This window comes from Bradyrhizobium genosp. SA-3, from assembly GCF_004212635.1.
Taxonomy (GTDB): Bacteria; Pseudomonadota; Alphaproteobacteria; order Rhizobiales; family Xanthobacteraceae; genus Bradyrhizobium.
In genome coordinates this window covers 26,880-51,005 of the sequence record NZ_PSRT01000010.1, presented here as the reverse complement: position 1 = coordinate 51,005, position 24,126 = coordinate 26,880, and the positions used below count along the sequence as shown (strand labels likewise).

Below are 24,126 nucleotides of genomic sequence, written 5' to 3'. Positions count from 1 at the left end.
CCCTGCCATTGACCAAAACAAAACGATACGGTATGGTTTAGTTACCAGGCGAGACGGACCGCTTTATTCACCAGCCCCAAAGAGGTCCGTACCGCTTCGATCGTCGCGTCGGGTACAGCCCGGTTCGGCGTTCCGCGGCCGACCGATGCCCAAGGTCGGCCGCGAATTCTTTACGATCATCCGGCACACTCGCTGGCCCGAGGGTTTCGAGCATGACGACAGCCAAACGATGGACCTCGCAACTGCTTGCGATCGCCTTGCCCGCGCTGCTCCTCGCCGCACCGGCACAGGCGATCGTGACCGCGGGCACGCCGACCGCGCTTCACAGCGACACAGATAGTGATGCCGACGCGGACCGCCAGGCAGTCAGCCGCGAGATCGAGCGCTTTCGCAGCTCGTCGATCTCGATCAGCCAGGCCATGGCAATCGCGGAAGGCCGGCACGCCGGCGCCACGACGGCGGATGTGAGTTTTGACGGAGCCTCCGGTGTGCCGGTCTACCGCGTGAAGACCCTGCACAACGACCGGATCTGGCGCCACACCATCAATGCTTCGACCGGTGAGCTCGTCGGCGGCGAAGCCGCCCTCCCCCTCACCGAGCTCGACCTCGATGACCGCAGCAACCTCGCAGCGCTCGGTGCGATCAGGCATCGCCTCGCGGATGCCGTGCGCGTCGCCGAACGCGCGGCCTCGGGCAAGGCGATCAGCGGCGGGCTGGTGCGCGAACGCGGCCGGCTCAATTTCGCGATTGTCGTGATCAGCGGCGACGACCTCAAGGAGGTCATCCTGGAGCCGCCGGGCGCACGGGCCAAATAGCGACAGGCCCCGGCACCAACCAGGGCGAAAAGCCATTGACGGCTGCAAGACTCTCCCGCATAAGTCGCCCCCATGTTCACGACTACGAAACGCACGACCAAAACCACCACGGCCTTCGGGGCCCGGGGAGGCGTGCGCGCGTAGGTCGTCGACTTAAACGCATCAGCTCTACCGAAGCCCCGCCCTCGATGGTCCGGGGCTTTTTTGTTGCCTAATTCCCAATGTAATGGAGGACAAAGTGAGTAACGATCCCGTCGTCGCGATTGTCGGCGTCACCGGTGCGGTGGGCGCCGAATTCATCGCCACCATGGACAAGCGCGGCTTTCGCACCGGTAAGCTCAAGGCGCTGGCGAGCGCCCGCTCGGCCGGCAAGACGGTGTCGTTCCGCGGGCAAGAGGTCGTCATCGAGGAATTGACCGAGCGAGCCTTCGAGGGCGTCGACATCGCCCTGTTCTCCGCCGGCGGCAGCATCTCGAAGAAGTTCGCGCCGATCGCGGTCAAAGCCGGCGCGGTCGTGGTCGACAACTCTTCCGCCTTCCGCATGGACCCGAACGTGCCGCTAGTGATCCCCGAGATCAACGCGAACCGTATCCGCGATCACAAGGGCATCATCGCCAACCCGAACTGCGCCGCGATCACCGCGCTGGTGCCGCTGTGGCCGATCCACCAGAAGAACCGCATCAAGCGCGTCATCATCTCGACCTATCAGGCGGCCTCCGGCGCCGGCGCCGCGGCGATGGAGGAGCTCGTCGAATCCACCCGCGCCAATCTCAACGGGCAGGTCTATACGCCCAGGGTGATGCCGCACCCCTACGCCTTCAACCTCTTCAACCACAACACGGCGGTCGATCCTGACACCGGCTACAACGACGAGGAGACCAAGGTCATCAAGGAGACCCGCAAGATTTTCGAGGACGAAACCATCGCAGTCGGCGTCACCTGCGTGCGCGTGCCGGTGCTGCGCGCCCATTGCGAGGCCATCACCTTCGAATGCGAGAAGCCGATCAGCGAGGACCAGGTCCGCGCCATCATGGCGCAGGCGCCCGGCGTCAAGGTGGTCGATGATCGCGCCAAGAACTACTTCCCGATGCCGATCGACGCCTCGGGTCAGGACGACGTCCTGGTCGGCCGCATCCGCAAGGATCTCAGCGATCCCTCAGGGCATTCGATCTCGATGTTCGTTGCGGCGGATCAGCTGCTCAAGGGCGCGGCGCTCAACGCCGTGCAGATCGCCGAACTCTTGCCGCAGCGGGTGATGGCGTAACCGGTATCGTAGGGTGGGCAAAGGCGCGCAAGCGCCGTGCCCACCACTTCCCTCGCGCAATCAGGAAAGATGGTGGGCACGCTTCGCTTTGCCCACCCTACGGCCCTGCTCGAAACAGCAAGCACGCATCCCCGTACGAATAAAATCGATAACCAGCCGCGATGGCGTGCGCATAGGCCTGCTTCATCGTCTCCAGGCCAGAGAACGCCGACACCAGCATGAACAGCGTCGACTTCGGCAAATGGAAATTGGTCAGCAGGATGTCGACTGCGCGGAAGCGATAGCCGGGGGTGATGAAGATCGACGTCTCGGCGGCGAACGGCTGGATGCTGCCGTCCTCCGCGGCGGCGCTTTCCAGCAGCCGGAGTGACGTGGTGCCGACGGCGATGATGCGGCCGCCGCTCTTGCGCGCGGCGTTGAGCTGCTCGGCCGTCTCAGCCGAGATCGTGCCCCACTCGGGGTGCATCTTGTGGCCTTCGGTATCGTCCACCTTGACCGGCAGGAAGGTCCCTGCCCCGACATGCAGCGTGAGGCGGTTAATGCCGACGCCGCGGTCACGCAGCGCCTGCTCCAGTGCCGGGGTGAAATGCAGCCCGGCCGTCGGCGCGGCGACGGCGCCTTCGTTCGCCGCGAACATGGTCTGGTAGTCGGCGAGATCCTGGTCGTCAGGCGTGCGCTTGGAGGCGATGTAGGGCGGCAGCGGCGGGCTGCCGAGATCGGTGATGGCCTGGTCGAGCGCGGGACCGTGGAACGAGAACGACAGCGTCACCTCGCCTTCACTGCCCTTGGCCTCGACCTCGGCGTCGAGATGGCCGAGCAGGCAGACCTTGCCTTCATTGCCGAAGCGGATGCGGTCGCCGGCTGTGAGCTTCTTGGCCGGCTTCACCAGCGCCTGCCAGCGCGAGCCGTCAAGGCGCTTGATCAGCGTCGCCTCGATCTTCGGCTCGGTCTCGCGACCGATGCGACGCCCCCTCAGCTGCGCCGCGATCACCTTGGTGTCGTTGACGACGACCTGGTCGCCCGGCTTCAGCCATTGCGGCAGGTCAGAGATGGTCTGATCGCGCAACGCGCCGTTCTCTACGACCAGCATCTTCGCGGAGTCGCGCGGGCTCGCCGGGCGCAACGCGATGCGCTCGGGCGGCAGGTCGAAATCGAAGAGGTCGGTGCGCATGTCGGGCCGGGCGCGGCAAAGCCAAACCCTCATGGTGAGGAGGCGCGTTAGCGCCGTCTCGAACCATGAAGGCCGAGCTGCAGCAGCGGGGCCTTCATCCTTCGAGACGCGCGTTCCGCGCTCCTCAGGATGAGGGTCGAAGGCTTATTCCTTGTCCGCCGCCATCCGCGCCTTGACGATCTTGTCGGGGTTCTGCACCGGCTCGCCGCGCTTGATCTTGTCGACGTTCTCCATGCCCTCGGTGACCTTGCCCCAGACGGTGTACTGGTTGTCGAGGAAGCGGGCGTCGTCGAAGCAGATGAAGAACTGGCTGTCGCCGGAGTCGGGGTTGGCGGCGCGCGCCATCGAGGCGGTGCCGCGCACATGCGGCTCCTTGTTGAACTCGGCCTTCAGCTTCTTGCCGGAGCCGCCGGTGCCGGTGCCCTGCGGGCAGCCGGTCTGCGCCATGAAGCCGTCGATCACGCGATGGAACACGATACCGTCGTAAAAGCCCTCGCGGACCAGCTCCTTGATGCGCGCGACATGGCCGGGCGCCAGATCAGGCCGCATCTCGATGGTGACGGGGCCCTGCGTGGTCTCGAGGATCAGGGTGTTTTCGGTGACGCTCATGCTCGTCTCTCTTGCGTTGGGGGTGAAGTCTTCCGGGTGCGGAACTGGATCGCGAATGGACGCCCCGCAGCAGCGCCAGCCATTGCATCGGTAAACGGCACCGGCGTGCAGCGTTGCAACGTTTCCATCACCGCGATCCGGTATTGCAGCCGGTCATTGTCGGAGGCCTCCGCGGATTCATAGGTAATCCTCGGATGGCCCAGAATGTTTCCGGCCCGGTTAAAGCTCACGACGACGGTAATGTCGAGTGGGCGCGCCTTGGCCGGCGGCGGCGGCTTCCAGCAGGTGCGCAGATGCCGGAAAATGTCCTGGATGGTGTTGACCTGCGCGTTTTCGGCGGCCGCACTGGAGATGCCGAGCAGCAGCATCGCGGCAACCAGCAGGAGCTTGCCACCGCGGCGCGCCACGTCCTCTCCTACTTGATGTCGGATGCGACCTGCACCTTCACCATCTTGTCGGGATCAGTGACGGTGCCGCCGGCCGAGCCGGGCGGTGCCTTCTTCAGCTTGTCGACGACGTCCATGCCCTGCACGACCTCGCCGATCACCGTGTACTGGTTATCGAGGCTGCCGCCGTCGGCGAACATGATGAAGAACTGCGAGTTGGCGCTGTCGACGCTGTCACCGCGCCGCGCCATCCCGACGATGCCGCGTGCAAAGTGCACCTTGGAGAATTCCTGCTTCAGGTTCGGATATTTCGAGCCGCCGGTGCCGTTGCCGTTCTGGCCATCGCCTGTCTGCGCCATGAAGCCGTCCATCACGCGGTGAAACGGCACGTTGTTGTAGAAGCCCTCACGCGCAAGCTGCTTGATGCGCTCGGCGTGCTGGGGCGCGATGTCGGTCCTGAGCTTGATGACGATGCGGCCCTTGGTGCTGTCGATGACGACGGCGTTGGCCTTGTCGAGATTCGCCGGCAATTGCTGCGCCACCGCCGGCACCGCGAACACAAGCGCGGCAAGAACTGCGAGAATTCGGATCATGACAACTCCGGATCAGAAGAAATGAGGAAGCGCGCCGTTATCAGGCGAATTTTGCCTTGAGCTGTGCCGCAACCAGCGGCGGGACGAAGGCCGAGACGTCTCCGCCCATGCCGGCGATCTGGCGCACCAAAGTGGCGGTGATCGGGCGAACCATGGGAGAGGCCGGCAGGAAGACCGTATGCACCTCCGGCGCCATGGCCTCGTTCATGCCGGCAAGCTGCATCTCGTAATCGAGGTCGCTGCCGTCGCGCAGCCCCCGGATCATGATGGTCGCGCCGTGCTTGCGCGCCGAGGTGACCGACAGATCGTCAAAGGTCACGGCTTCGAACACGCAGCCGGCCTGGGCCGCCACCGGCCCGCAGACGTCGTGCAGCATCTTCAGCCGCTCCTCGGTCGAGAACAGCGGCTTCTTGCCGGGGTGGACCCCGATCGCGACCACCAGCCTGTCGCACAGCGACACGCTGTGCCGGACCACGTCCAGATGGCCGTTGGTGATGGGGTCGAAGGAACCGGGATAGAAGGCGATGCGCGGCATGGTCTCCTCCTACCGCGCCCGGCCCGGCCCGGCAAGCCGGGCGGGTTCCCTGGCGGTTTTTCCGCAAAACCATGTCGGAATCCCCCCGAATTGTTTCGTCCTGAGGGCGGCCACGAAACAAAGGGCGCAGCAACGAAACCATTTCCCGCTCCGGCGAAGACGTCTGGAAACTGGCCATCGTTACTTATCCAGCCAACGAATGACGGGCCGCACACAAGGCGCAGCGGCCGCATCACAGGGGACTGTCAATGATCAAGGCTCTTTCGGCGATCGCCATCTCTGCATGTGTTGCTGCCGCCCTCACCCTGCTGCCCGGCTTCGCCCCGACCGTCGAAGCCAGCGTGCCGCAGCCGCTGGCCAAGAGCGACCGGCTCGACATCCGCAGCAGCGGCAAGGACTGCTCGCAGCAGGCCTGGCCGAACTTCGAAGCCTCGTGCCTGCGCCGCGCCGGCACCAAGGCCAATGTCCGTGAGGCGCGCCTCGTGACCGCCGATCGGACCCCGTAGCCGGATCTGTCAGTTTCACGTCAGCTAGTCCGCTACAGACCCAACACAACCCCGTGGATATTTGCGACGTCTCGTCGCAGACTGCGTGACGCTCGCGCCCGTCGGAATGGCCCGCCGGGCGCGTTTCCATCGGGGGTCGCCATTGTCCAGTACGCCCGCAGTCGCTTCCGGCCACCATCCCGATCCGCTGCCGCTTGCCATGACCATGGGCGCCCTCGGGGTGGTCTATGGCGATATCGGCACCAGCCCCCTCTATGCCCTGAAGGAAGCCGCCAAGGCGGCTGCCCATGGCGGCACATTAAGTCATGATGCTGTCCTGGGGGTTGCCTCGCTGATCCTCTGGGCGCTGCTGCTGATCATCTCGCTGAAATACGCGCTGCTGATCCTGCGCGCGGACAATCGCGGCGAAGGCGGCATCGTCGCGCTGCTGGCGTTGCTGCATGCCCGCAACGCCCAGCCCGGCACCTGGCGGGCGCATCTGCTGGTCGTCGGCCTCGTCGGCGCCGCCCTGCTCTACGGCGACGGCGCGATCACACCCGCGATCTCCGTGCTCAGCGCCATCGAGGGCCTCAAGGTCGACGCCCCCTCGCTTGCGCCCGTCGTCGTGCCCGTGACCATCGCCATCCTGATCGGCCTGTTCATGATGCAGAAGCAGGGCACCGGCTTCATCGGCCGTATCTTCGGCCCGGTGATGCTGACCTGGTTCGTCGTGCTTGCCGCGCTCGGCATCCACGGCATCGTCAAGGCGCCGACGGTGCTGGCGGCGCTGAGCCCGTTCTATGCTTTCGACTTCCTGATCCACCAGGATTTCCATGTCTCCTTCGGAATTCTCGGCGCCGCCTTCCTCGCCGTGACCGGGGGCGAAGCCATGTATGCCGACATGGGGCATTTCGGCCGCTTCCCGATCCGGCTCGCCTGGTTCGCGGTCTGCTTGCCCGCACTGGTGCTGAACTATTTCGGCCAGGCCGCGCTCCTGATCACCGATCCCGCCATGATCGAGAACCCGTTCTTCCAGCTCTGCCCCGACGCCCTGCACTATCCGCTCGTCGCATTCTCGGCGGTCGCCACCGTGATCGCTTCACAGGCGATCATCTCCGGCGTGTTCTCGCTGACCCAGCAATCGATCCAGCTCGGCTTCCTGCCGCGCATGCTGATCCGTCACACTACGAGCGCTGCGATCGGACAGATCTACGTGCCGCTGGTGAACTGGCTGCTCGCCGCCGCGACGCTGGGAGCGGTCCTGAGCTTCGGCACGTCGGACGCGCTCGCCGGCGCCTACGGCATCGCGGTGTCGCTGCTGATGGCGATCACCACGCTGCTCGCAGCCCTGGTGGCGATCCAATGGGGCTATTCACCCTGGCTCGTGGTTGCCGTGAACGGCGCCTTCTTCGTGATCGACGTGATCTTCTTCTCGGCCAATTCGATAAAATTGTTCGAGGGCGGCTGGTTTCCGCTGCTGCTCGCCGGCCTCGTCGCGTTCCTGATGCTGACTTGGCGCGCCGGCGTGAAGCTGGTCGAGGCGGCCCGCGCGCGGCTGCGCCAGCCCGAGGAGGATCTGATCGAGACCGCCATCAATAAATGCCGCGCCAGGCTGCCCGGGACCGCCGTGTTCCTGGCCTCCGCGCCGCGCGGCGTGCCACTGGCGCTGACCCAGTTCGTCAAGCACAACCGCGTGCTGCACGAACGCGTGCTGCTGGTCACCGTGCTGATCGAGGAATCGCCGCACATTCCCGACGACGAACGCGCCGAGATCATCGACATCATCCCCGGCATCACCCGCGTGATCCTGCATTATGGCTTCATGCAGAACCCCACGATCTATGAGGGACTGAAGCTCACTTGCCGCCAGGGCAAGCTGCCCGGCATCGACCTCTCCGACATCACCTACTACGTCGGCCGCGAGACCATCATCCCGAGCGAGGACATTCCGGGCATGTGGGTCTGGCGCGAAGGCGTGTTCGCCTTCCTCCAGCGCAACGCAGAACGCTCCGCCGCGTTCTTCGGCGTGCCGACCAAGCAAGTGGTGGAGTTCGGCACGGAGCTCGAGATTTAGCCGACGCGTGGCGCGCACCGCGTAGCGAGAATGCGCGCAGCGATGCCCCACCGACACCGGCTGCGACAAGACCCGCGCCGACGAGCACGACGGCGCGCCGGGCGCTGGAGGCGTTGGCTTCAGCAAAACAGCGTCCGCTGCCCAGCGAATTGGAACCAGGTGGATCGCCTTCGGTTGGTTCCGGCGAGATCAATCCTGGGCTGGTGCTCCCCATGAACCCTGGCGCCAACGTCACATTCAGCAACTTGCGCGCTGTCGTCATCCTGATCGTGGTCGCCTTCCATTCGGCCCTTCCCTACCTCGCCTCTCAGCCGCCGCATCCGTTCGCCTTCGACGCGCCGCCCTATCGGTGGATCGCGTTTCCGATCATCGACCGCGAGCGCTGGTTCGGGCTGGACCTGTTCTGCGCATGGCAGGACGTCAGCTTGATGTCCCTGATGTTCCTTTTGGCGGGCCTGTTCACCCCGCACGGCCTCATCCGCAAGGGTGGCCCCGCCTATCTCGCGGAGCGCTGGTGGCGAATTGGATTGCCCTTCGTCCTGGCGGTCGCCCTCCTTAGTCCGGTGGCGTACTACGCCTCCTATCTGACGACCGCGACCGACACGTCGCCTGCGGCATTTTGGCAGCATTGGCGCGCTTTGCCGATGTGGCCCTCGGGCCCGCAATGGTTCTTGTGGCAGCTTCTGCTGCTCAGCGGACTGGCTGCAGCGCTGCATGAGCTCGTGCCATCGTGGCCACGAGCCGCGAGCCTCATCGTCGCCAAGTGCGACGATCGTCCCCTGCTCCTCTTCGCAGGTCTGACCAGTCTGTCGGCACTGGCCTATGTCCCCCTCGCAATGATCTTCACGCCCTGGGAATGGACCTTTCTCGGCCCATTGTCTTTCCAGCTAAGCCGCCCGCTGCACTATCTCCTCTATTTCTCTGCGGGACTCGCCATCGGCGGCTACGGCTGCGATCGCAGTATCTTCCGCATCGACGGCCCACTCGCGCGCCACTGGCCCACCTGGGTTGCCGCAGCATGTGCCTGCTTTGCACTATGGGGCGGGCTGACCTCGCTGACGATGCCGGATTGGAATGCCAGCCCGCCCGTATACCGTCTCGCCGCGGCTTTCGCCTTTCCGCCTGCATGCGCAACAGGCGTGATCGCTTTCGTGGCCAGTTCGCTGGCATTGTTGCGTCGCCGCTCGGCGCTCGCCGATAGTCTTTCGACCAATGCCTACGGCATCTACCTCACGCATTACCCGTTCGTGCTGTGGCTGCAATATGCGCTGCTCGGCACGAGACTGAATGCCGTCGCCAAAGCCGCGTTCGTCCTCATCGTGGCACTGGCTCTGAGCTGGGCCGCGAGCGGATTCCTCGCCGCAGGCGTCAGACTGCTGGTGCACCGGCATTCCAGACTCCCGGGCAAGGGCGCTATCTCAGATCAACCTCGATGACGGAACGTCCATGTCACTGGTCCCGACGCTCGCGTCCCGCAATCTCTTCCACGATCGCCTGCGTTTTGTCGCGACACTCGTAGGCATCGTATTTTCGGTCGTCCTGGTGATGATCCAGATGGGCCTGTTCCTGGGCTTCGGTCGCATGGTGACAACGATGATCGACCATGCGTCAGCCGATCTCTGGGTGCTGCCGAAGGGAGCGAAATGCTTTGAGGATCCTTCGCTGCTGGATGCGAAGCTGCGCGACAAGGTCGCATCCGTCGATGGCGTCGCCTCCGTGGTCCCGCTGGTCATCGGCTTCTCGGACTGGCGCCTCGAGAGCGGCGAGTTGACACCCATCTTTGTTGTCGGCGCCGATTTGCGTGATGGAAGCCTGAGGCCATGGAACGTGGTCGAGGGTGACGTTCGCGCGCTGTCGCAAAATGGAGCCGTAGTCGTCGACCGCTCCTACTACGATCGCCTCGGCGTCTCAAAAATCGGATCAACGGCCGAGATCCGCGGCCGCCGCGTGAAGGTCGTGGCCTTGACCGATGGCATCCGCTCATTCACCACGACGCCCTATGTCTTCGTCGACCTGAAAAACGCTCGCACCTACACCGGAACCTTTCCCGATCGCGCCAGCGATCTCCTGGTTCGCCTCAAGCCCGACGCCGATCGCGACACAGTTCTTAAGGCCGTTCGAGCTCAGGTTGGTGAGCACGAGGTGCTTACGACGGATGAATTCCGCAGCCGTAGCCGCTCGTTCTGGCTGTTCGGGACAGGCGCCGGCGCTGCGCTGTTTGCCGGCGCATTGCTGGGAGTGATCGTCGGCACCGTCATCGTCGCGCAAACGCTCTATTCGAGCACCAAGGATCACCTCAGTGAATTCGCCACCCTGCGGGCAATGGGTTCGTCGAATGCATATATCTACAGGGTCATCATCTATCAGGCGCTCCTCAACGCGATCATCGGCTTCATCATTGCGACTGCGATCGGCGCTGTCGTTGTGGAGGTGACTGCCAAGAGCGCGTTGCCCATCGTCATCACGCCGTGGCTAATTGCAGCCCTGTTCGTGCTGACGGTCGTGATGTGCGTAGCGTCGGCGATCGGCGCAATCGTGCGTGTGGTGCGGATCGATCCAGCAACGGTATTCATGCGATGAACGAAATCATCATTGAGGCCACCGCGATCAAGAAAACGCTTGGGCGTGGCGCTGGCGAGGTGAAGGCGCTGCGCGGGATCGACCTCACGCTGCGACGCGGCGAGTTCACACTGCTGATGGGACCGTCGGGCAGCGGCAAGACGACGCTGCTGCTCGTACTCGGATGCATGCTGGCACCAAGTTCGGGCACGCTCACCGTGTGCGGTACTCCCACGTCGGGCGTCGACAAGGAGGGACTGGCCAGAATCAGGCGCGACCATATCGGCTTTGTGTTCCAGTCCTATCATCTGTTTCCGACGCTCACCGCTGCACAGAACGTGCAACTCGCCCTTGACATCCGTCATGAGCGTGGACGCAAAGCCGGGAAACGGGCGCGGGAAGCGCTGAACCTGGTCGGTCTGGAGCAGAAGGCCGATACCTTGCCGGGCGAGCTCAGCGGCGGTGAGCAGCAGAGGGTCGCGATCGCGCGAGCCTTTGTCGCCAATCCCTCGGTCATTCTCGCCGACGAGCCAACTGCCGCGCTCGACGGCAATAACGGGCGAAGCATCATGCGGATTCTCGCCGATGCAGCCCATCAGCGCGAGCGCGCCGTGCTCGTCGTGACGCATGATCCGCGGGTCATTCCCTTTGCGGATCGCATCGTCGAGATCGAGGATGGCCTGCTGGTCGACACCGGATCCGGCGAACCCGAGCGGCTGCACCTGCCAAAGGCGGCCGCATTCAGGCCGTAAGAACCAAGCGAATGAAGCAAGAGGACGCACCATGAGCTTGCGCGCGGAAATGCTGCGTCTCGGTATCCGCATGTTCCTGAAACGGCACCGTCAGCCATTCGATGTCGGGACGTGGCGGGCCAACATGCATCGCATGGAGCGATGGGTGCCTCGTCCGCCACGCAGCACAAAGACAAGCGTCGTGCAGGCCAGTCACCTCAGACTACACCGGATCGCCACCCCGGCGTCGCAGCCGGGACGCAACGTGCTATATCTTCATGGCGGCGCCTATGTCTCGGGCGCGCCGATCTACTACCGGCATTTCACCTGGCGCATTGCGAATGTGACCAAATCGACGGTCTGGGCCCTTGAATATCGCCTCGCCCCCGAACATCCGTTTCCGGCCGCACTGGACGACGCCGTAGCGGGTTTTCTCTGGCTCGCCGGCGAGACGGGCGATCCAGGCGAATTGTTCGTGATGGGTGATTCAGCCGGTGGAGGATTGGCCCTGTGCCTTCTCCTGAGGCTGCGTGACGAACGCAAGCCGCTTCCTGCCGCCGCCGTTGCCATGTCGCCCTGGACCGATCTCGCGCTCACCGCGCCCTCGTTGATCGAGAATGCCGCATCAGATCCGATGTTGAACGTGCGCGATGTTCCGGAATTCGTGCGTTGCTATCTGGCAGGCGCCGACCCGTATAACCCCCATGCCTCGCCGCTCTATGGCGATGCGTTCGGCCTTCCGCCGGTGCTGATCCATGTCGGCAGCGACGAGATCCTGCGGGATGACGCGGTCCGCATGGCCGACAAGCTGAAACAAGGTAATCCGCGGAGCCGCCTGGAGGTCTGGCCGCGCATGCCGCACGTCTTCCAGCTATTCGTTCCGGTGCTGCCGGAAGCCCATGCGGCCATCACTCAGATCGGAGAATTCATCTCCAACCACCGTTGCGATACAGCTTCGTCGGCTCCCGGGCCAGCCGAAAGCGCGATGAGATCAGGATGAATCGTCATCGCGCTTATTGTTTGAGCATGATCTTTTCGGAAAACCGCTGCGCGCTTTTCCGGATCATGCGCTAGGCTCCGCCGCCGTTGCCGTTCTCTCCATTCCCGCTCTCGGCCTCTTCCGTGATGTGCTCGACCGAGACGACGTGCTCGTCCTCGGCCGTGTCGAACACGATCACGCCCTGCGTCGAGCGGCCGGCGATGCGGATGCCTTCGACTGGACAGCGGATCAGCTGGCCCTTGTCGGTGACCAGCATGATCTGGTCGGCATCTTCCACCGGGAACGACGCCACGAGGTTGCCGTTGCGGTTGTTGACGCTCATGGCGACGATGCCTTTGCCGCCGCGGCCCGTGGTGCGGTACTCGTAGGACGAGGTGCGCTTGCCGTAGCCGTTGACCGACACGGTGAGCACGACCTGCTCCTGCGCAGACATCTCGGCGTAACGCTCCTGGGCCAGCTGGAAGCTGCCGGAGGCCTCCTCGGCCTCTCCGTCCGCGGCGGTCTCCTCAGTGGCAGCTTCGCCTGCGACCGCACGGCGCATCTTCAGGTAGGCCGAGCGCTCGTCCGAGGTGGTCTCGACATGGCGCAGGATCGCCAGCGAAATCACCTTGTCGCCCTCGCCAAGCGCGATGCCGCGCACGCCCATCGAGGTACGCCCGGTGAACACGCGCACGTCGGTGACAGGGAAGCGGATGCACTGGCCGCCGGCGGCGGTCAGCAGCACGTCGTCGCGCTCGGTGCAGATCTGGACGTCGACGATCGCCTCGTTGTCGTCGAGCTTCATCGCGATGATGCCGGAACGGCGGACGTCGACGAAGTCGGACAGCTTGTTGCGCCGCACGTTGCCGCCTGTAGTGGCGAACATCACGTCGAGGTTGCCCCAGGTCGATTCATCCTCGGGCAGCGGCATGATGGTGGTGATGCGCTCGCCCTGCTCCAGCGGCAGAATGTTGATCAGCGCCTTGCCGCGCGCGTTCGGCGCGGCCATCGGCAGGCGCCAGACCTTTTCCTTGTAGACCTGGCCGCGCGAGGAGAAGAACAGCACCGGCGTGTGCGTGGAGGCCACGAACAGGCGGCTGACGAAATCCTCGTCACGGGTCTGCATGCCGGCGCGGCCCTTGCCGCCGCGGCGCTGCGCCCGGTAGGCCGACAGCGGCACGCGCTTGACGTAGCCGGCGTGCGAGACGGTGACGACCATGTCCTCGCGCTGGATCAGGTCCTCGTCCTCGACCTCGCCTTCCTGCTCCATGATCACGGTGCGGCGCGGCGTGGCGAACTCGGCCTTCACCTCGGCGAGCTCGGTCTTGATGATCTCGAGAATGCGGGCGCGCGAGCGCAGGATCTCGAGATAGTCGCCGATCTCGCCGGCGAGTTTTGACAGCTCGTCGCCGATCTCGTCGCGGCCGAGCGCAGTGAGACGTGCCAGGCGCAGTTCCAGGATGGCCTTGGCCTGGTCCAGCGACAGGCGGATGGTGCCGTCCGCGTTGATGCGGTGGCGCGGATCGTCGATCAGCGTGATGATGTCCTCGACGTCGCGCGCCGGCCAGTCGCGCGTCATCAGGGTGTCGCGCGCAGCGGCCGGCGTCGGCGAGGTGCGGATCACCTTGATAATCTCGTCGATGTTGGCGACCGCGATGGCGAGGCCGACCTGCTCATGCGCGCGCTCGCGCGCCTTGCGCAGCTTGTACTTGGTCCGGCGCGTGACGACCTGCTCGCGGAAGCCGACGAAGATCGTCAGCATATCCTTCAGGTTCATCGTCTGCGGACGGCCGGAATCGAGCGCGACGGCGTTGACGCCGAAGCTGGTCTGGAGCGGCGTGAACTTGTAGAGCTGATTCAGCACCACGTCGGGCACGGCATCGCGCTTGAGCTCGACGACGACACGGTAGCCCTCGCGGTCGGACTCGTCGCGCAGATCGGAGATGCCCTCGATCTTCTTTTCCTTGTAGAGCTCGGCGATGCGCTCGACCATCGTCGCCTTGTTCACCTGATAGGGGATCTCGGTGATGACGATCGCCTCGCGCTCCTTGCGGATCGTCTCGAACGTGACCTTGCCGCGCATCACGATGGAGCCGCGGCCGAGATGGTAGGCGCTGCGGATGCCCTGGCGGCCCAGGATGATGCCGCCGGTCGGGAAATCCGGGCCCGGGATGATGTTGTTGAGTTCCTCGATGGTCAGCGACGGATTGTCGATCAACGCCAGGCAGGCATCGATGACCTCGCCGAGATTGTGCGGCGGGATATTGGTGGCCATGCCGACCGCGATGCCGCCGGCGCCGTTGACCAGCAGGTTCGGGAACCGCGCCGGCAGGACCACCGGCTCCTTGGTCGAGCCGTCGTAATTGTCCTGGAAGTCGACGGTCTCGTTGTCGATGTCGTCGAGCAGCTTCAGCGCGATCTTGGTCAGGCGCGACTCGGTGTAGCGCATCGCCGCCGGCGGATCGCCGTCGACCGAGCCGAAATTGCCCTGCCCGTCCACCAGCAGTTCGCGCATCGAGAAAGGCTGCGCCATGCGCACCAGCGCGTCGTAGATCGCCTGGTCGCCATGCGGATGGTATTGGCCCATGACGTCGCCGACGATACCGGCCGACTTCTTGTGCTTCTTGTCCGGCGTATAGCCTTCCTCGTTCATCGAGAACAGGATGCGGCGGTGCACCGGCTTCAGGCCGTCGCGCGCATCGGGCAGCGCACGCGACACGATCACGCTCATGGCGTAATCGAGATAGGACTTCTTCATCTCGTCGAGGATGGAGACGGGGCGAATGTCCGAGGGTTGCGCCGGCTGGTCGCCGGGCTTGTTGTCGTCGTCAGCCAAGGGGAAATCCGGTGAGGTTTTATCTGGGAATCATATAGCGCATTGGGGGCCGGATAACCACCCTCGCGAAGGTCCGGGCAAGCGATTTTTCCGCCTATTTTTCCAACAACTTAAGCCCTTCCGAGCACTGCTCCCGAGAGGCCCGGAATCGCCCTTCCAAAATGACCTCTCACGCCTGGAAAACCGCGCCGCGAGCGGGCCCGGTCAGACTGTTTGCCACGGCGCAGTCCGAGTTCACGTCGAACATGAAGCGGGCCCGGAAAATCCGAGCCCGCCCCGCCGATTAGTAGAAATTGCTGACACGACACGCCAAACGCAGCCCGATCAGGCAATGCGCCTTGGCCGCGCGATCCGTGTTCTCAGAACGGGATATCGTCGTCCATGTCGCTGTTGCGACCACCGCCGGCGGCAACAGGGCGACGCGGCGCGCTGCTGACGGGACCGGAGGAGCCGAAATCCCCGCCCGGCTCATCGCCGAAGCTGCCGCCTCCTCCGCCGCCGCCGCGGCCGTCGAGCATTGTCAGCGTCGAGTTGAAGCCCTGGAGCACGACCTCGGTCGAGTACTTTTCGACGCCGCTCTGGTCGGTCCATTTGCGGGTCTGGAGCGCGCCCTCGATGTAAACCTTGGCGCCCTTCTTCAGGTACTGCTCGGCAACCTTGCACAGCCCTTCATTGAAGATCACGACGCGATGCCACTCGGTCTTTTCCTTGCGCTCGCCGGTATTCTTGTCGCGCCATGTCTCCGAGGTGGCGACGCTCAAATTCGCGATCGGCCGCCCGTCCTGGGTGCGGCGGATTTCGGGATCCTTGCCGAGATTTCCAACCAGAATGACCTTGTTGACGCTTCCCGCCATCGCCGCTCTCCACTCCAATGCCACTGAATTTCAAAGGTGAAAGTCCGCTCCTCGCGTTCCTCCGCCGCTCCGTTGAGGCGACCCTATACGCTTGCGGACGCCGCTCAGCCCATCACCCCCAGGGTTATCCCCACATATAGCATCGCCATCCGTTTCGTTCCAGATTTGTTCTTTGTGGACGATCGGGCGGCCATTGGGCTCAGTCCGGCCACGATGACGATGAAAAAAAAGCAGCCCCCGGATGGAACTTTTTGGGTTCCCGAGAAACGGTAAAAACTACTTAACATTCATCAAGTTGCACTTGGTTCAATCGGTTTGCGAGTGTGGCATTTCGGAGACGGACTTTGCCCACTCCTTAGGCTACGGTTGAGTCGGACTTAGTTCATATGGGCGTCGCGCCTGATCAACCGCTTCGGGGACGTGAAGAAGCGGACGAAACTGGGGAGACTGCAATGAATAAAATTCTGTTTGGTGCAATCGGTGCAATCGCGTTGGGCCTGTCGGCTCCTGCAAGTGCGGCGGATCTCGCTGCGCGCCCCTACACCAAAGCTCCGCCGCCGATGGTCGCCGCCATCTACGACTGGAGCGGCTTCTACATCGGTATCAACGGCGGCGGCGGCACCAGCCACAAGTGCTGGGACTTCGTGTCGCCGGGAACTGGCGCTCTGGTCGGAGAAGGCTGTCACAACGCGACGGGCGGCACGGTCGGTGGCCAGGTTGGCTATCGCTGGCAGTCGGCCAATTGGGTGTTCGGCTTCGAGGGCCAGGGCAACTGGGCAGACTTTTCTGGCGACAATGTCAGCGCGCTGTTCGCCCTTCGCAACCGCTCGAAGATTGACTCGTTCGGTTTGATCACCGGCCAGGTCGGCTACGCCTGGAACAACGTGCTGCTCTACGTGAAGGGCGGCGGCGCCGTTGTCGGTGATCGCTATCGGACCTTCGATTTGGCGACAGGCCTCGAGTTCGACCGGGCCAACGAGACCCGTTGGGGCGGCACCGTGGGCGCGGGCATCGAGTTCGGATTCGCGCCGAACTGGTCGGTCGGCTTCGAGTACGACCACATCTTCCTCGGCAACCGCACGATCAACTTCACCGGGTCCGGCAATTTCGTCGGTGCGCCGCTCGGTGTTGTCACTCGCTCCGAGCGCATCAGCCAGGATGTCGATATCGGCATGATCCGGGTGAACTACCGCTGGGGCGGTCCGCTCATCGCGAAGTACTGATATCTGCCTGATATCATTTAGAGATCAAGGGTCGGCCTCGTGCCGGCCCTTTTGTTTTTTGCGGTCCTAAACCGGAACAATAGGTTGGCACTTGCTACGTTTTGCCGCTGTTGTGGCTTTTCGGAGACACAACTTGCGGCTTTAGTGGTGTAAGCACGGCATTAGTTGGGCCGTTGAGTCCGCTGCCCTTCCGGCATGGAAGGCAACAACAGAAACTGGGACTGGGATTAGATTAAAGATGAAGAAGGTTTTGTTGGCTTCGGCCTGTTTGTTCGCTCTCGCTGCTCCGGCTTCGGCCGCTGATCTCGCAGCCCGCCCCTACACCAAGGCGCCGATCGCTCCGGCTGCCGTCTACAACTGGACGGGCTTCTATCTCGGTGTCGTCGGCGGCGGCGCTTGGGAAAACTCCTCGACCGATCCGAAGATGAAGGGCGGCTTCGTCGGCGGTACCGCTGGCTACAACTGGCAGACCGGCAACGTCGTGTTCGGTATCGAAGCCGACGGCACCTGGGCTGATGTCAGCGCTTCGATCACCGGTGCGACCGTTGTGCCCGGCTTCGGCGTTGTCAGCACCACGCTGAGCTCGAAGACCGACGCCATGGGCACCGTGCGCGGCCGCATCGGCTGGGCTGTCAACAACGTGCTGTTCTACGGCACCGGTGGTTACGCCTGGATCGACAACAAGGTCACCCTCAGCGCGCTCGGCGTGAGCGTCTCCGACAGCAAGTGGCACTCCGGCTGGACCGTCGGTGCGGGCGTCGAAGCGTTCTTCGCTCCGCAGTGGTCGGTCAAGGGCGAGTACCTCTATCGCAGCCTCGGCAGCGAGAACTACTTCTCGAACCTTGGCGCTCCGCTGGCGTCCGGCACGATCGACTTCCACACCGTGCAGGTCGGCGTGAACTATCACTTCGGCGGCCCGGTCGTCGCCAAGTACTGATCTGAAGTACTGATCCTCGCGACCGACGTCACATCGTCACGAAAGGCCGGCCTCGCGCCGGCCTTTTTGTTTTGACTGCCGTTTCCGCAGTTCCGCCCGCTCCTTCTGCTGCCAGATGCCGCCAGCGCACCAACAATCCGTTGACGATTCGCAAAGGCCACTGGAAATCCGCGCCCGTTCTTCCTACGTTCGCCGGCATACCCATCGGCGCCGATCCCGGTTCCGGGCGAAGCGCGCCTTTTGCATTGGCGCGATCGCGCGTCTTTGGGATTCCTCGAGGACCACCGGGATGGACGAAGTGATCAAGGCCAAGCGCCAACAACAGAACGCGGGCTCGAGCCTGCGTGCAATTACGATCCGTGGCGCGCGCGAGCACAACCTCAAGAACATCGACGTCGAGATTCCCCGCGACAAGCTGGTGGTGTTCACGGGGCTGTCGGGCTCCGGCAAATCCTCACTCGCCTTCGACACCATCTACGCCGAGGGCCAGCGCCGCTACGTCGAATCGCTGTCGGCCTATGCGCGCCAATTCCTGGAGATGATGCAGAAGCCGGACGTCGACCAGATCGACGGGCTATCGCCGGCCATCTCGATCGAGCAGAAGACGACCTCGAAGAATCCGCGCTCCACCGTCGGCACCGTCACCGAGATCTACGACTATATGCGCCTCTTGTGGGCGCGCGTCGGCGTGCCCTATTCACCGGCCACGGGCCTGCCGATCGAGAGCCAGACCGTCTCCCAGATGGTCGACCGCGTGCTGGCGCTCCCCGAAGGCACCCGCCTCTATCTGCTCGCCCCGGTCGTGCGCGGCCGCAAGGGCGAGTACCGCAAAGAGCTCGCCGAATGGCTCAAGAAGGGCTTTCAGCGCGTCAAGATCGACGGCACCTTCTACGAGCTCGCCGAAGCGCCGACGCTCGACAAGAAATTCCCGCACGACATCGACGTCGTCGTCGATCGCATCGTGGTGCACCCCGACATCGGCCAGCGCCTCGCCGAGAGCTTTGAGACCGCGCTGAAGCTCGCCGAAGGCCTCGCCGTCGTCGAATTCGCCGACGCGCCGGCGGCCGCGCCGGCCGAGGAGAAAAAGAAGACCGCAAAAATCCACGACAAGAGCGGGCCCGAGCGCATCCTGTTCTCGGAAAAGTTCGCCTGCCCGGTCTCCGGCTTCACCATCCCCGAGATCGAGCCCAGACTGTTTTCGTTCAACAATCCCTACGGTGCCTGCCCCGCCTGCGGCGGCCTCGGCGTCGAGCAGCATGTCGACGAGGATCTCGTCATCCCCGATAAGGAGCTGTCCTTGCGTAAGGGCGCGATCGCGCCCTGGGCCAAATCGTCGTCGCCCTATTACGAGCAGACGCTGACCGCGCTCGGCAAGCACTACAAGTTCACGCTCGACACCAAGTGGAAGGACCTCGCCAAGAAGACCAAGGACGCGATCCTGTACGGCTCCGGCGAGGACGAGATCAAGTTCTCCTACCAGGACGGCGTGCGCTCCTACGACACCAAGAAGCCGTTCGAGGGCGTCATCACCAACATCAACCGCCGCTACCGCGAGACCGAGAGCGAATGGGCGCGCGAGGAGCTGGCGAAATATTTCCACGACGTGCCCTGCGAGGGCTGCCGCGGGTTTCGGCTCAAGCCCGAGGCGCTCTGCGTCAAGATCGGCGGCAAGCATATCGGCGAGATTTCGGAGCTGTCGGTCAGACGCGCCGGCGAATGGTTCGAGACCGTGCCCGGTGCGCTCAACGCGCAGCAGAACGAGATCGCCGGCCGCATCCTGAAAGAGATCCGCGAGCGCCTCACCTTCCTGCTCGACGTCGGCCTCAACTATCTCACGCTGTCCCGCTCCTCCGGCACGCTGTCCGGCGGCGAGAGCCAGCGCATTCGCCTCGCCTCGCAGATCGGCTCGGGCCTGACGGGCGTGCTCTACGTGCTGGACGAGCCCTCGATCGGCCTGCACCAGCGCGACAATGCCCGCCTGCTCGACACCCTGAAGAGACTTCGCGACCTGGGCAACACCGTGGTCGTGGTCGAGCACGACGAGGACGCCATCCGGCTCGCCGACTACGTGCTCGACATCGGCCCCGGCGCCGGCATGCACGGCGGCAACATCGTCGCCGAAGGCACCCCCGCCGAGATCATGCGCAACCCGAAATCGCTGACCGGCAAGTACCTGACCGGCGAGCTCGAGGTCGAGGTGCCGGAGCGGCGCCCGCCGAACCATCGCCGCACCATCAAGGTGGTGAACGCGCGCGGCAATAACCTCAAGAACGTTACCGCCGAGATTCCGCTCGGCCTGTTCACCTGCGTCACCGGCGTGTCCGGCGGTGGTAAGTCGACGCTGCTGATCGACACGCTCTACCGCGCCATCGCCCGCAAGCTAAACAATGCCAGCGAAGGCGCAGCGCCGCACGACCGCATCGAGGGCCTCGAGCACATCGACAAGATCATCGACATCGATCAGTCGCCGATCGGCCGCACCCCGCGCTCCAACCCCGCGACCTACACCGGCGCCTTCACGCCGATCCGCGAATGGTTCGCCGGCCTGCCCGAGGCGAAGGCGCGCGGCTACGAGCCCGGCCGCTTCTCGTTCAACGTCAAGGGCGGCCGCTGCGAGGCCTGCCAGGGCGATGGCGTCATTAAGATCGAGATGCACTTTTTGCCCGACGTCTACGTCACCTGCGACGTCTGCAAGGGCAAGCGCTACAACCGCGAGACGCTGGAGGTCCTGTTCAAGGGCAAGAGCATCGCCGACGTGCTCGACATGACGGTCGAGGAAGCCGCCGAGTTCTTCAAGGCGGTGCCGCGCGTGCGCGAGACTTTCAATACGCTGCACCGCGTCGGCCTCGACTACATCCATGTCGGCCAGCAGGCCACCACGCTCTCCGGCGGCGAAGCCCAGCGCGTCAAGCTCGCAAAGGAGCTGTCGAAGCGCGCCACCGGCCGCACGCTCTACATTCTGGACGAGCCCACCACCGGCCTGCACTTCCACGACGTCAAGAAGCTCCTGGAGGTGCTGCACGAGCTGGTCGCGCAGGGCAACACGGTCGTCGTCATCGAGCACAATCTCGAAGTCATCAAGACCGCCGACTGGGTCATCGATCTCGGCCCCGAAGGCGGCGACGGCGGCGGCGAGATAGTGGCGTGGGGCCCGCCGGAGGATATCGCCAAGGCGCCAAGGAGCTATACGGGGAAATTTCTGGAGCCGGTGCTGAAGAAGGCGCGGAAGCCGAAGCGGCGGAGCACGAGCGAGGCGGCGGAGTGAGGCTAACTCATCTCTGCTAGAGTCTAAGGAGCCACTTTATCTGATCGATACAACCACTTGGAAATATGATTTGGAGCGGATGATCCGATTTTGTCATCTTGCGGGTCGCGTCAGCGAGTATAGCGACATAGACTTTCGCGCTCGCAACATCGCGCACCAACGGTACATCCGCGTGCTCTAAAATGATCCTGCCCGCTGGCAACCATGATAGATCGCGCAGGCACTCCTCGAGCGCATCCCAGTTTTCACTGAAGTAATCAGGAAACCTGAGCTGTTTCGCAATCAAGCGGAGAAGCAACATCCTATCGGAGATATTCGCAGGAAGGTTGGCGCGAGCAGCCGCTTTGATCGGTAGATCTTTCCAATGAAATAGGAACGGTGGTTCGAGTCCGCTCGTCACACTAACTACCGACGAATTCAATGACCGACTCGCCCCGCGCGACGGCTTCGACGATTTGCGGCATGGCGTCCAGAAACTGACGGACCAGCGCACGGTTGTCGATGTTGCCGACCCGGATCCACAGCACGGTCGGACCTTGCCCTTTCGCCACGCGAAGAAGTGAGAAATCGCGGTCCTTCGTTACGAGAACGGCCGATCGCGAAATGGCTTCGCTCCAGATCACCCCGTCGGTTGCGTTCGCCATCCCGAGCTCGGCGACATGAACCGCATCGTGTCCGACCCGACGCATCGCTTCCGCGAGTGCAGGTGGAAGCTGAGCATCGATCAGGTACAGCAAGCTATTTGGCCGCTATGATGGGGTGATCGACCTGGCGGGCCGCATAAGCGAGCACCGCGTCAATGTCGGCCTCTTCCAGATAAGGATAGTCTTCCAGGATGCTCTCGCGCGACTGCCCGGCGGAGAGCAATCCGAGGACGTCGGCAACCGTGATGCGCAGATCGCGAATGCACGGGCGTCCATGCATACGCTGCGGATCGACTGTAATCCTTGCCAGTAGCTCCGACATCTGTCACCTCTAGGAACGTCAATATAGCACCTCAAATGATATCTGTCAGCGCGTCGCCGCGGGCCTGACGCACGATCCGCTCGGCGCCTCCACCTCCATGCCCTACTCCCTCGCCATCTTCGACCTCGACGGCACGCTGGCCGACAGCTTCCCGTGGTTCCTACGCACTATCAACGACGTCGCCGACCGCTTCGGCTTTCGCCGCGTCGCGAATGAGGACATCGAAGAGCTGCGGCATGCGTCGAGCCGCGAGATCCTCTCCCGGCTCGAGGTGCCCTTGTGGAAACTGCCGGCGATCGCGCGGCATGCGCGGCGGTTGAAGGCGGAGGCAGCTAGCGAGATTTCGCTGTTCGCGGGCGTCGAGACGATGCTGCGGATGCTCGCCGAGAACGGCGTGCAGCTCGCACTGGTCACGTCCGACAGCGAAGCCAATGCGCGCGAGAAGCTTGGCGAGGCCGCGGCGCTGTTTTCGCATTTCGACTGTGCGGCCTCGCTGTTCGGCAAGCCCGCGAAATTCCGCCGGGTTGTCCGGCGTGCCGGCGTCGAGCCGAGCCAGGTCATCGCGATCGGCGATGAGGTCCGTGACATCGAGGCGGCGCGCGCCGTGGGCATTGCCTGCGGCGCGGTGTGCTGGGGCTATGCGGCACCGGCGGCGCTGCGGGCGCTGAAGCCGGATTGCACGTTCGAACGGATGGACGAGATTGCGGATGTGTTGTGCCGAGATCGCGGAATCGTAGGGTGGGTTAGCGAAGCGTAACCCACCGCTGTGCGTCTTCCGATCCTCCGTTGCTCGCGGCTTGGTGGGTTACGCCTTCCACTGCGACTCGTTGAGACATCTCGCGCGTGGTCCGGCTAACCCACCCTACGCAATCCCTACTCCGTCCTCCGCAAGAACGCCCCGAACGCCCGTGGGCCGTCGCCGGTCTTGACCTCGCCGATCACTTTCAGCTCAGCCGCATCGATGATATCGAGCACATTGCTCTCCCAGCACGCGACGATGATGCGCTTGCCGTCGGCGGTTGCATTGATGCCTTCGGGATAATCGCCGACATTGATGCGCTTGATCGGCCTCAAGCTCGCCAGGTCGAACACGCTGACGGTGCCGCCATACTGGTCGGTGACGAAGCCGCGCCCCTGCGTCAACGCTACCGCGTAGGGCCGCATCCCGACCGGCACGCGGCCGATCTCGCGGCCTTCGGCGATGTCGATCACGGAGACATCGTCGGAGCCGACATTGGCGGTGTAGGCGCGCTTGCCGTCAGCGTCGATGGTGACGCCGAACGGACGGGTGCCGACCTTGACGATTGCCTTGCGCTGGCGCGTTGCGGTGTCCACCACCGAGACGCTGTCGTCGTCGCGGTCCGCCGAAAGCAGCAGTTTGCCGTCCGGCGTCACCGCAAGGCCCGATGGCGAGGCGCCGACGGCGATGCCGGCCGTAACGCTGCGCGAGGCCGTATCGATCACCCGCACCGCCGCCGCATACCAATCCGCGACATAGACGGTGCGGCCGTCGGGCGCCACGGCTATGCCGAGCGGCCCGCCGCCGACCTCGATCCGCCCCGCAACCTGCCGCGCGGCCGCGTCCACCACAGTCACTGCCTTCGCATCGGGGCTCGTCACATAGGCAAAGCGCCCGTCCGCGCTGACGGCGACGCCCGCCGGCTTGCCGCCGATCGGGATGGTCGCAACGCTGCGCGAAGTGGCGAGGTCCACGACCATCAGATCGTCACTGAGCTGGTTGGTGACGAACGCCTCTTCGGCAGACGCGCTGCCAGGCCCCGCTATACCGAGACTTGCACCGCAAAGGCTGGCGGCCAAGGCCGCCAGGACCAGCGCTCGCACGA

At 64.1% G+C, this 24,126-nt stretch carries 23 protein-coding genes; 12 read left to right on the top strand and 11 right to left on the bottom strand.

Annotated features, from left to right (window positions below; genetic code table 11):
• Positions 1 to 212 precede the first annotated feature (212 nt).
• Both CWO91_RS04950 and CWO91_RS04945 read left to right on the top strand, forming a co-directional pair.
• Complete coding sequence (locus CWO91_RS04950; RefSeq protein WP_130212479.1) at positions 213 to 815, top strand: PepSY domain-containing protein; 603 nt, start codon at positions 213 to 215, stop codon at positions 813 to 815.
• A gap of 226 nt (positions 816 to 1,041) precedes the next feature.
• Positions 1,042 to 2,079, top strand: coding sequence for an aspartate-semialdehyde dehydrogenase (locus tag CWO91_RS04945; protein ID WP_130212478.1), 1,038 nt, complete (start codon positions 1,042 to 1,044; stop codon positions 2,077 to 2,079).
• A gap of 97 nt (positions 2,080 to 2,176) precedes the next feature.
• Here CWO91_RS04945 and queA read toward each other — a convergent pair whose 3' ends face one another.
• From queA to coaD, 5 genes are all read right to left on the bottom strand, one after another.
• On the bottom strand, positions 2,177 to 3,250 hold the full coding sequence (gene queA / locus CWO91_RS04940; protein WP_130212477.1) for a tRNA preQ1(34) S-adenosylmethionine ribosyltransferase-isomerase QueA: 1,074 nt from the start codon (positions 3,248 to 3,250) through the stop codon (positions 2,177 to 2,179).
• A 144-nt stretch (positions 3,251 to 3,394) separates the two neighbouring features.
• A complete protein-coding gene (locus tag CWO91_RS04935) occupies positions 3,395 to 3,859 on the bottom strand; it encodes a peptidylprolyl isomerase (protein WP_008563933.1) in 465 nt (154 codons plus the stop codon).
• Positions 3,856 to 4,266 (bottom strand): hypothetical protein, encoded by a 411-nt coding sequence (locus CWO91_RS04930; protein ID WP_130212476.1) that lies wholly within the window; start codon positions 4,264 to 4,266, stop codon positions 3,856 to 3,858. Before CWO91_RS04930 ends, CWO91_RS04935 begins: the two co-directional genes overlap by 4 nt.
• A gap of 8 nt (positions 4,267 to 4,274) precedes the next feature.
• Entirely contained in the window at positions 4,275 to 4,838 is a 564-nt protein-coding gene (locus tag CWO91_RS04925; protein WP_130212475.1) for a peptidylprolyl isomerase, read from the bottom strand.
• Positions 4,839 to 4,878: 40 nt separating this feature from the next.
• The gene (coaD, locus tag CWO91_RS04920) at positions 4,879 to 5,373 is read right to left on the bottom strand and encodes a pantetheine-phosphate adenylyltransferase (protein ID WP_091897761.1); all 495 of its coding nucleotides are present in this window, start codon (positions 5,371 to 5,373) and stop codon (positions 4,879 to 4,881) included.
• 248 nt (positions 5,374 to 5,621) lie between these two features.
• On the opposite strand from coaD, the gene CWO91_RS04915 reads away from it, so the two are divergent.
• The 6 genes from CWO91_RS04915 to CWO91_RS04890 all read left to right on the top strand — a co-directional run bounded on the left by CWO91_RS04915 (position 5,622) and on the right by CWO91_RS04890 (position 12,222).
• Positions 5,622 to 5,879, top strand: a complete 258-nt coding sequence (locus tag CWO91_RS04915; RefSeq protein ID WP_130212474.1) for a hypothetical protein — start codon at positions 5,622 to 5,624, stop codon at positions 5,877 to 5,879.
• Between the two features lie 199 nt (positions 5,880 to 6,078).
• On the top strand, positions 6,079 to 7,932 hold the full coding sequence (locus CWO91_RS04910) for a potassium transporter Kup (protein ID WP_130212515.1): 1,854 nt from the start codon (positions 6,079 to 6,081) through the stop codon (positions 7,930 to 7,932).
• 212 nt (positions 7,933 to 8,144) lie between these two features.
• On the top strand, positions 8,145 to 9,368 hold the full coding sequence (locus tag CWO91_RS04905) for an acyltransferase family protein (RefSeq protein ID WP_130212473.1): 1,224 nt from the start codon (positions 8,145 to 8,147) through the stop codon (positions 9,366 to 9,368).
• 10 nt (positions 9,369 to 9,378) lie between these two features.
• Complete coding sequence (locus CWO91_RS04900; protein WP_130212472.1) at positions 9,379 to 10,512, top strand: ABC transporter permease; 1,134 nt, start codon at positions 9,379 to 9,381, stop codon at positions 10,510 to 10,512.
• A complete protein-coding gene (locus CWO91_RS04895) occupies positions 10,509 to 11,243 on the top strand; it encodes an ABC transporter ATP-binding protein (protein WP_130212471.1) in 735 nt (244 codons plus the stop codon). The genes CWO91_RS04900 and CWO91_RS04895 overlap by 4 nt, the downstream gene beginning before the upstream one ends.
• 31 nt (positions 11,244 to 11,274) lie before the next feature.
• Positions 11,275 to 12,222: an alpha/beta hydrolase gene (locus CWO91_RS04890; RefSeq protein ID WP_165405228.1), complete on the top strand. Its 948-nt coding sequence runs from the start codon at positions 11,275 to 11,277 to the stop codon at positions 12,220 to 12,222.
• 70 nt (positions 12,223 to 12,292) lie between these two features.
• On the opposite strand, the gene gyrA is transcribed toward CWO91_RS04890, so the two are convergent.
• Positions 12,293 to 15,037: a DNA gyrase subunit A gene (gene gyrA / locus CWO91_RS04885; RefSeq protein WP_130212469.1), complete on the bottom strand. Its 2,745-nt coding sequence runs from the start codon at positions 15,035 to 15,037 to the stop codon at positions 12,293 to 12,295.
• 359 nt (positions 15,038 to 15,396) lie between these two features.
• Positions 15,397 to 15,891, bottom strand: a complete 495-nt coding sequence (locus CWO91_RS04880; protein ID WP_130212468.1) for a single-stranded DNA-binding protein — start codon at positions 15,889 to 15,891, stop codon at positions 15,397 to 15,399.
• A 452-nt stretch (positions 15,892 to 16,343) separates the two neighbouring features.
• On the opposite strand from CWO91_RS04880, the gene CWO91_RS04875 reads away from it, so the two are divergent.
• The 3 genes from CWO91_RS04875 (at position 16,344) to uvrA (ending at position 21,316) form a co-directional block, all read left to right on the top strand.
• Positions 16,344 to 17,114, top strand: a complete 771-nt coding sequence (locus tag CWO91_RS04875; protein WP_130212514.1) for an outer membrane protein — start codon at positions 16,344 to 16,346, stop codon at positions 17,112 to 17,114.
• Between the two features lie 238 nt (positions 17,115 to 17,352).
• A complete protein-coding gene (locus CWO91_RS04870; protein ID WP_130212467.1) occupies positions 17,353 to 18,051 on the top strand; it encodes an outer membrane protein in 699 nt (232 codons plus the stop codon).
• Positions 18,052 to 18,340: 289 nt separating this feature from the next.
• Positions 18,341 to 21,316, top strand: coding sequence for an excinuclease ABC subunit UvrA (gene uvrA, locus CWO91_RS04865; RefSeq protein ID WP_130212466.1), 2,976 nt, complete (start codon positions 18,341 to 18,343; stop codon positions 21,314 to 21,316).
• A gap of 16 nt (positions 21,317 to 21,332) precedes the next feature.
• On the opposite strand, the gene CWO91_RS04860 is transcribed toward uvrA, so the two are convergent.
• Genes CWO91_RS04860 through CWO91_RS04850 form a run of 3 tightly spaced genes read right to left on the bottom strand, consistent with a single transcriptional unit; the run spans position 21,333 to position 22,282 of the window.
• Entirely contained in the window at positions 21,333 to 21,716 is a 384-nt protein-coding gene (locus CWO91_RS04860; protein WP_283810928.1) for a barstar family protein, read from the bottom strand.
• 1 nt (position 21,717) lies between these two features.
• The gene (locus CWO91_RS04855; RefSeq protein ID WP_130212465.1) at positions 21,718 to 22,053 is read right to left on the bottom strand and encodes a DUF5615 family PIN-like protein; all 336 of its coding nucleotides are present in this window, start codon (positions 22,051 to 22,053) and stop codon (positions 21,718 to 21,720) included.
• 1 nt (position 22,054) lies between these two features.
• Positions 22,055 to 22,282 (bottom strand): DUF433 domain-containing protein, encoded by a 228-nt coding sequence (locus tag CWO91_RS04850; RefSeq protein ID WP_130212464.1) that lies wholly within the window; start codon positions 22,280 to 22,282, stop codon positions 22,055 to 22,057.
• 97 nt (positions 22,283 to 22,379) lie between these two features.
• On the opposite strand from CWO91_RS04850, the gene CWO91_RS04845 reads away from it, so the two are divergent.
• Positions 22,380 to 23,039 (top strand): HAD family hydrolase, encoded by a 660-nt coding sequence (locus CWO91_RS04845; protein WP_130212463.1) that lies wholly within the window; start codon positions 22,380 to 22,382, stop codon positions 23,037 to 23,039.
• A gap of 116 nt (positions 23,040 to 23,155) precedes the next feature.
• Here CWO91_RS04845 and CWO91_RS04840 read toward each other — a convergent pair whose 3' ends face one another.
• A complete protein-coding gene (locus tag CWO91_RS04840; RefSeq protein ID WP_130212462.1) occupies positions 23,156 to 24,124 on the bottom strand; it encodes a cytochrome D1 domain-containing protein in 969 nt (322 codons plus the stop codon).
• Between the last annotated feature and the right edge of the window lie 2 nt (positions 24,125 to 24,126).

Coding starts and splice junctions, on each gene's coding strand:
- CWO91_RS04880 (WP_130212468.1), bottom strand. CDS start 15,891: ATGGCGGGAAGCGTCAACAAGGTCATTCTGGTTGGAAATCTCGGCAAG.
- CWO91_RS04910 (WP_130212515.1), top strand. CDS start 6,079: ATGACCATGGGCGCCCTCGGGGTGGTCTATGGCGATATCGGCACCAGC.
- CWO91_RS04870 (WP_130212467.1), top strand. CDS start 17,353: ATGAAGAAGGTTTTGTTGGCTTCGGCCTGTTTGTTCGCTCTCGCTGCT.
- CWO91_RS04905 (WP_130212473.1), top strand. CDS start 8,145: ATGAACCCTGGCGCCAACGTCACATTCAGCAACTTGCGCGCTGTCGTC.
- CWO91_RS04890 (WP_165405228.1), top strand. CDS start 11,275: ATGAGCTTGCGCGCGGAAATGCTGCGTCTCGGTATCCGCATGTTCCTG.
- CWO91_RS04900 (WP_130212472.1), top strand. CDS start 9,379: ATGTCACTGGTCCCGACGCTCGCGTCCCGCAATCTCTTCCACGATCGC.
- CWO91_RS04935 (WP_008563933.1), bottom strand. CDS start 3,859: ATGAGCGTCACCGAAAACACCCTGATCCTCGAGACCACGCAGGGCCCC.
- queA (WP_130212477.1), bottom strand. CDS start 3,250: ATGCGCACCGACCTCTTCGATTTCGACCTGCCGCCCGAGCGCATCGCG.
- CWO91_RS04950 (WP_130212479.1), top strand. CDS start 213: ATGACGACAGCCAAACGATGGACCTCGCAACTGCTTGCGATCGCCTTG.
- CWO91_RS04945 (WP_130212478.1), top strand. CDS start 1,042: ATGGAGGACAAAGTGAGTAACGATCCCGTCGTCGCGATTGTCGGCGTC.
- CWO91_RS04845 (WP_130212463.1), top strand. CDS start 22,380: ATGCCCTACTCCCTCGCCATCTTCGACCTCGACGGCACGCTGGCCGAC.
- CWO91_RS04915 (WP_130212474.1), top strand. CDS start 5,622: ATGATCAAGGCTCTTTCGGCGATCGCCATCTCTGCATGTGTTGCTGCC.
- CWO91_RS04895 (WP_130212471.1), top strand. CDS start 10,509: ATGAACGAAATCATCATTGAGGCCACCGCGATCAAGAAAACGCTTGGG.
- uvrA (WP_130212466.1), top strand. CDS start 18,341: ATGGACGAAGTGATCAAGGCCAAGCGCCAACAACAGAACGCGGGCTCG.
- CWO91_RS04875 (WP_130212514.1), top strand. CDS start 16,344: ATGAATAAAATTCTGTTTGGTGCAATCGGTGCAATCGCGTTGGGCCTG.
- coaD (WP_091897761.1), bottom strand. CDS start 5,373: ATGCCGCGCATCGCCTTCTATCCCGGTTCCTTCGACCCCATCACCAAC.
- CWO91_RS04925 (WP_130212475.1), bottom strand. CDS start 4,838: ATGATCCGAATTCTCGCAGTTCTTGCCGCGCTTGTGTTCGCGGTGCCG.
- CWO91_RS04850 (WP_130212464.1), bottom strand. CDS start 22,282: ATGTCGGAGCTACTGGCAAGGATTACAGTCGATCCGCAGCGTATGCAT.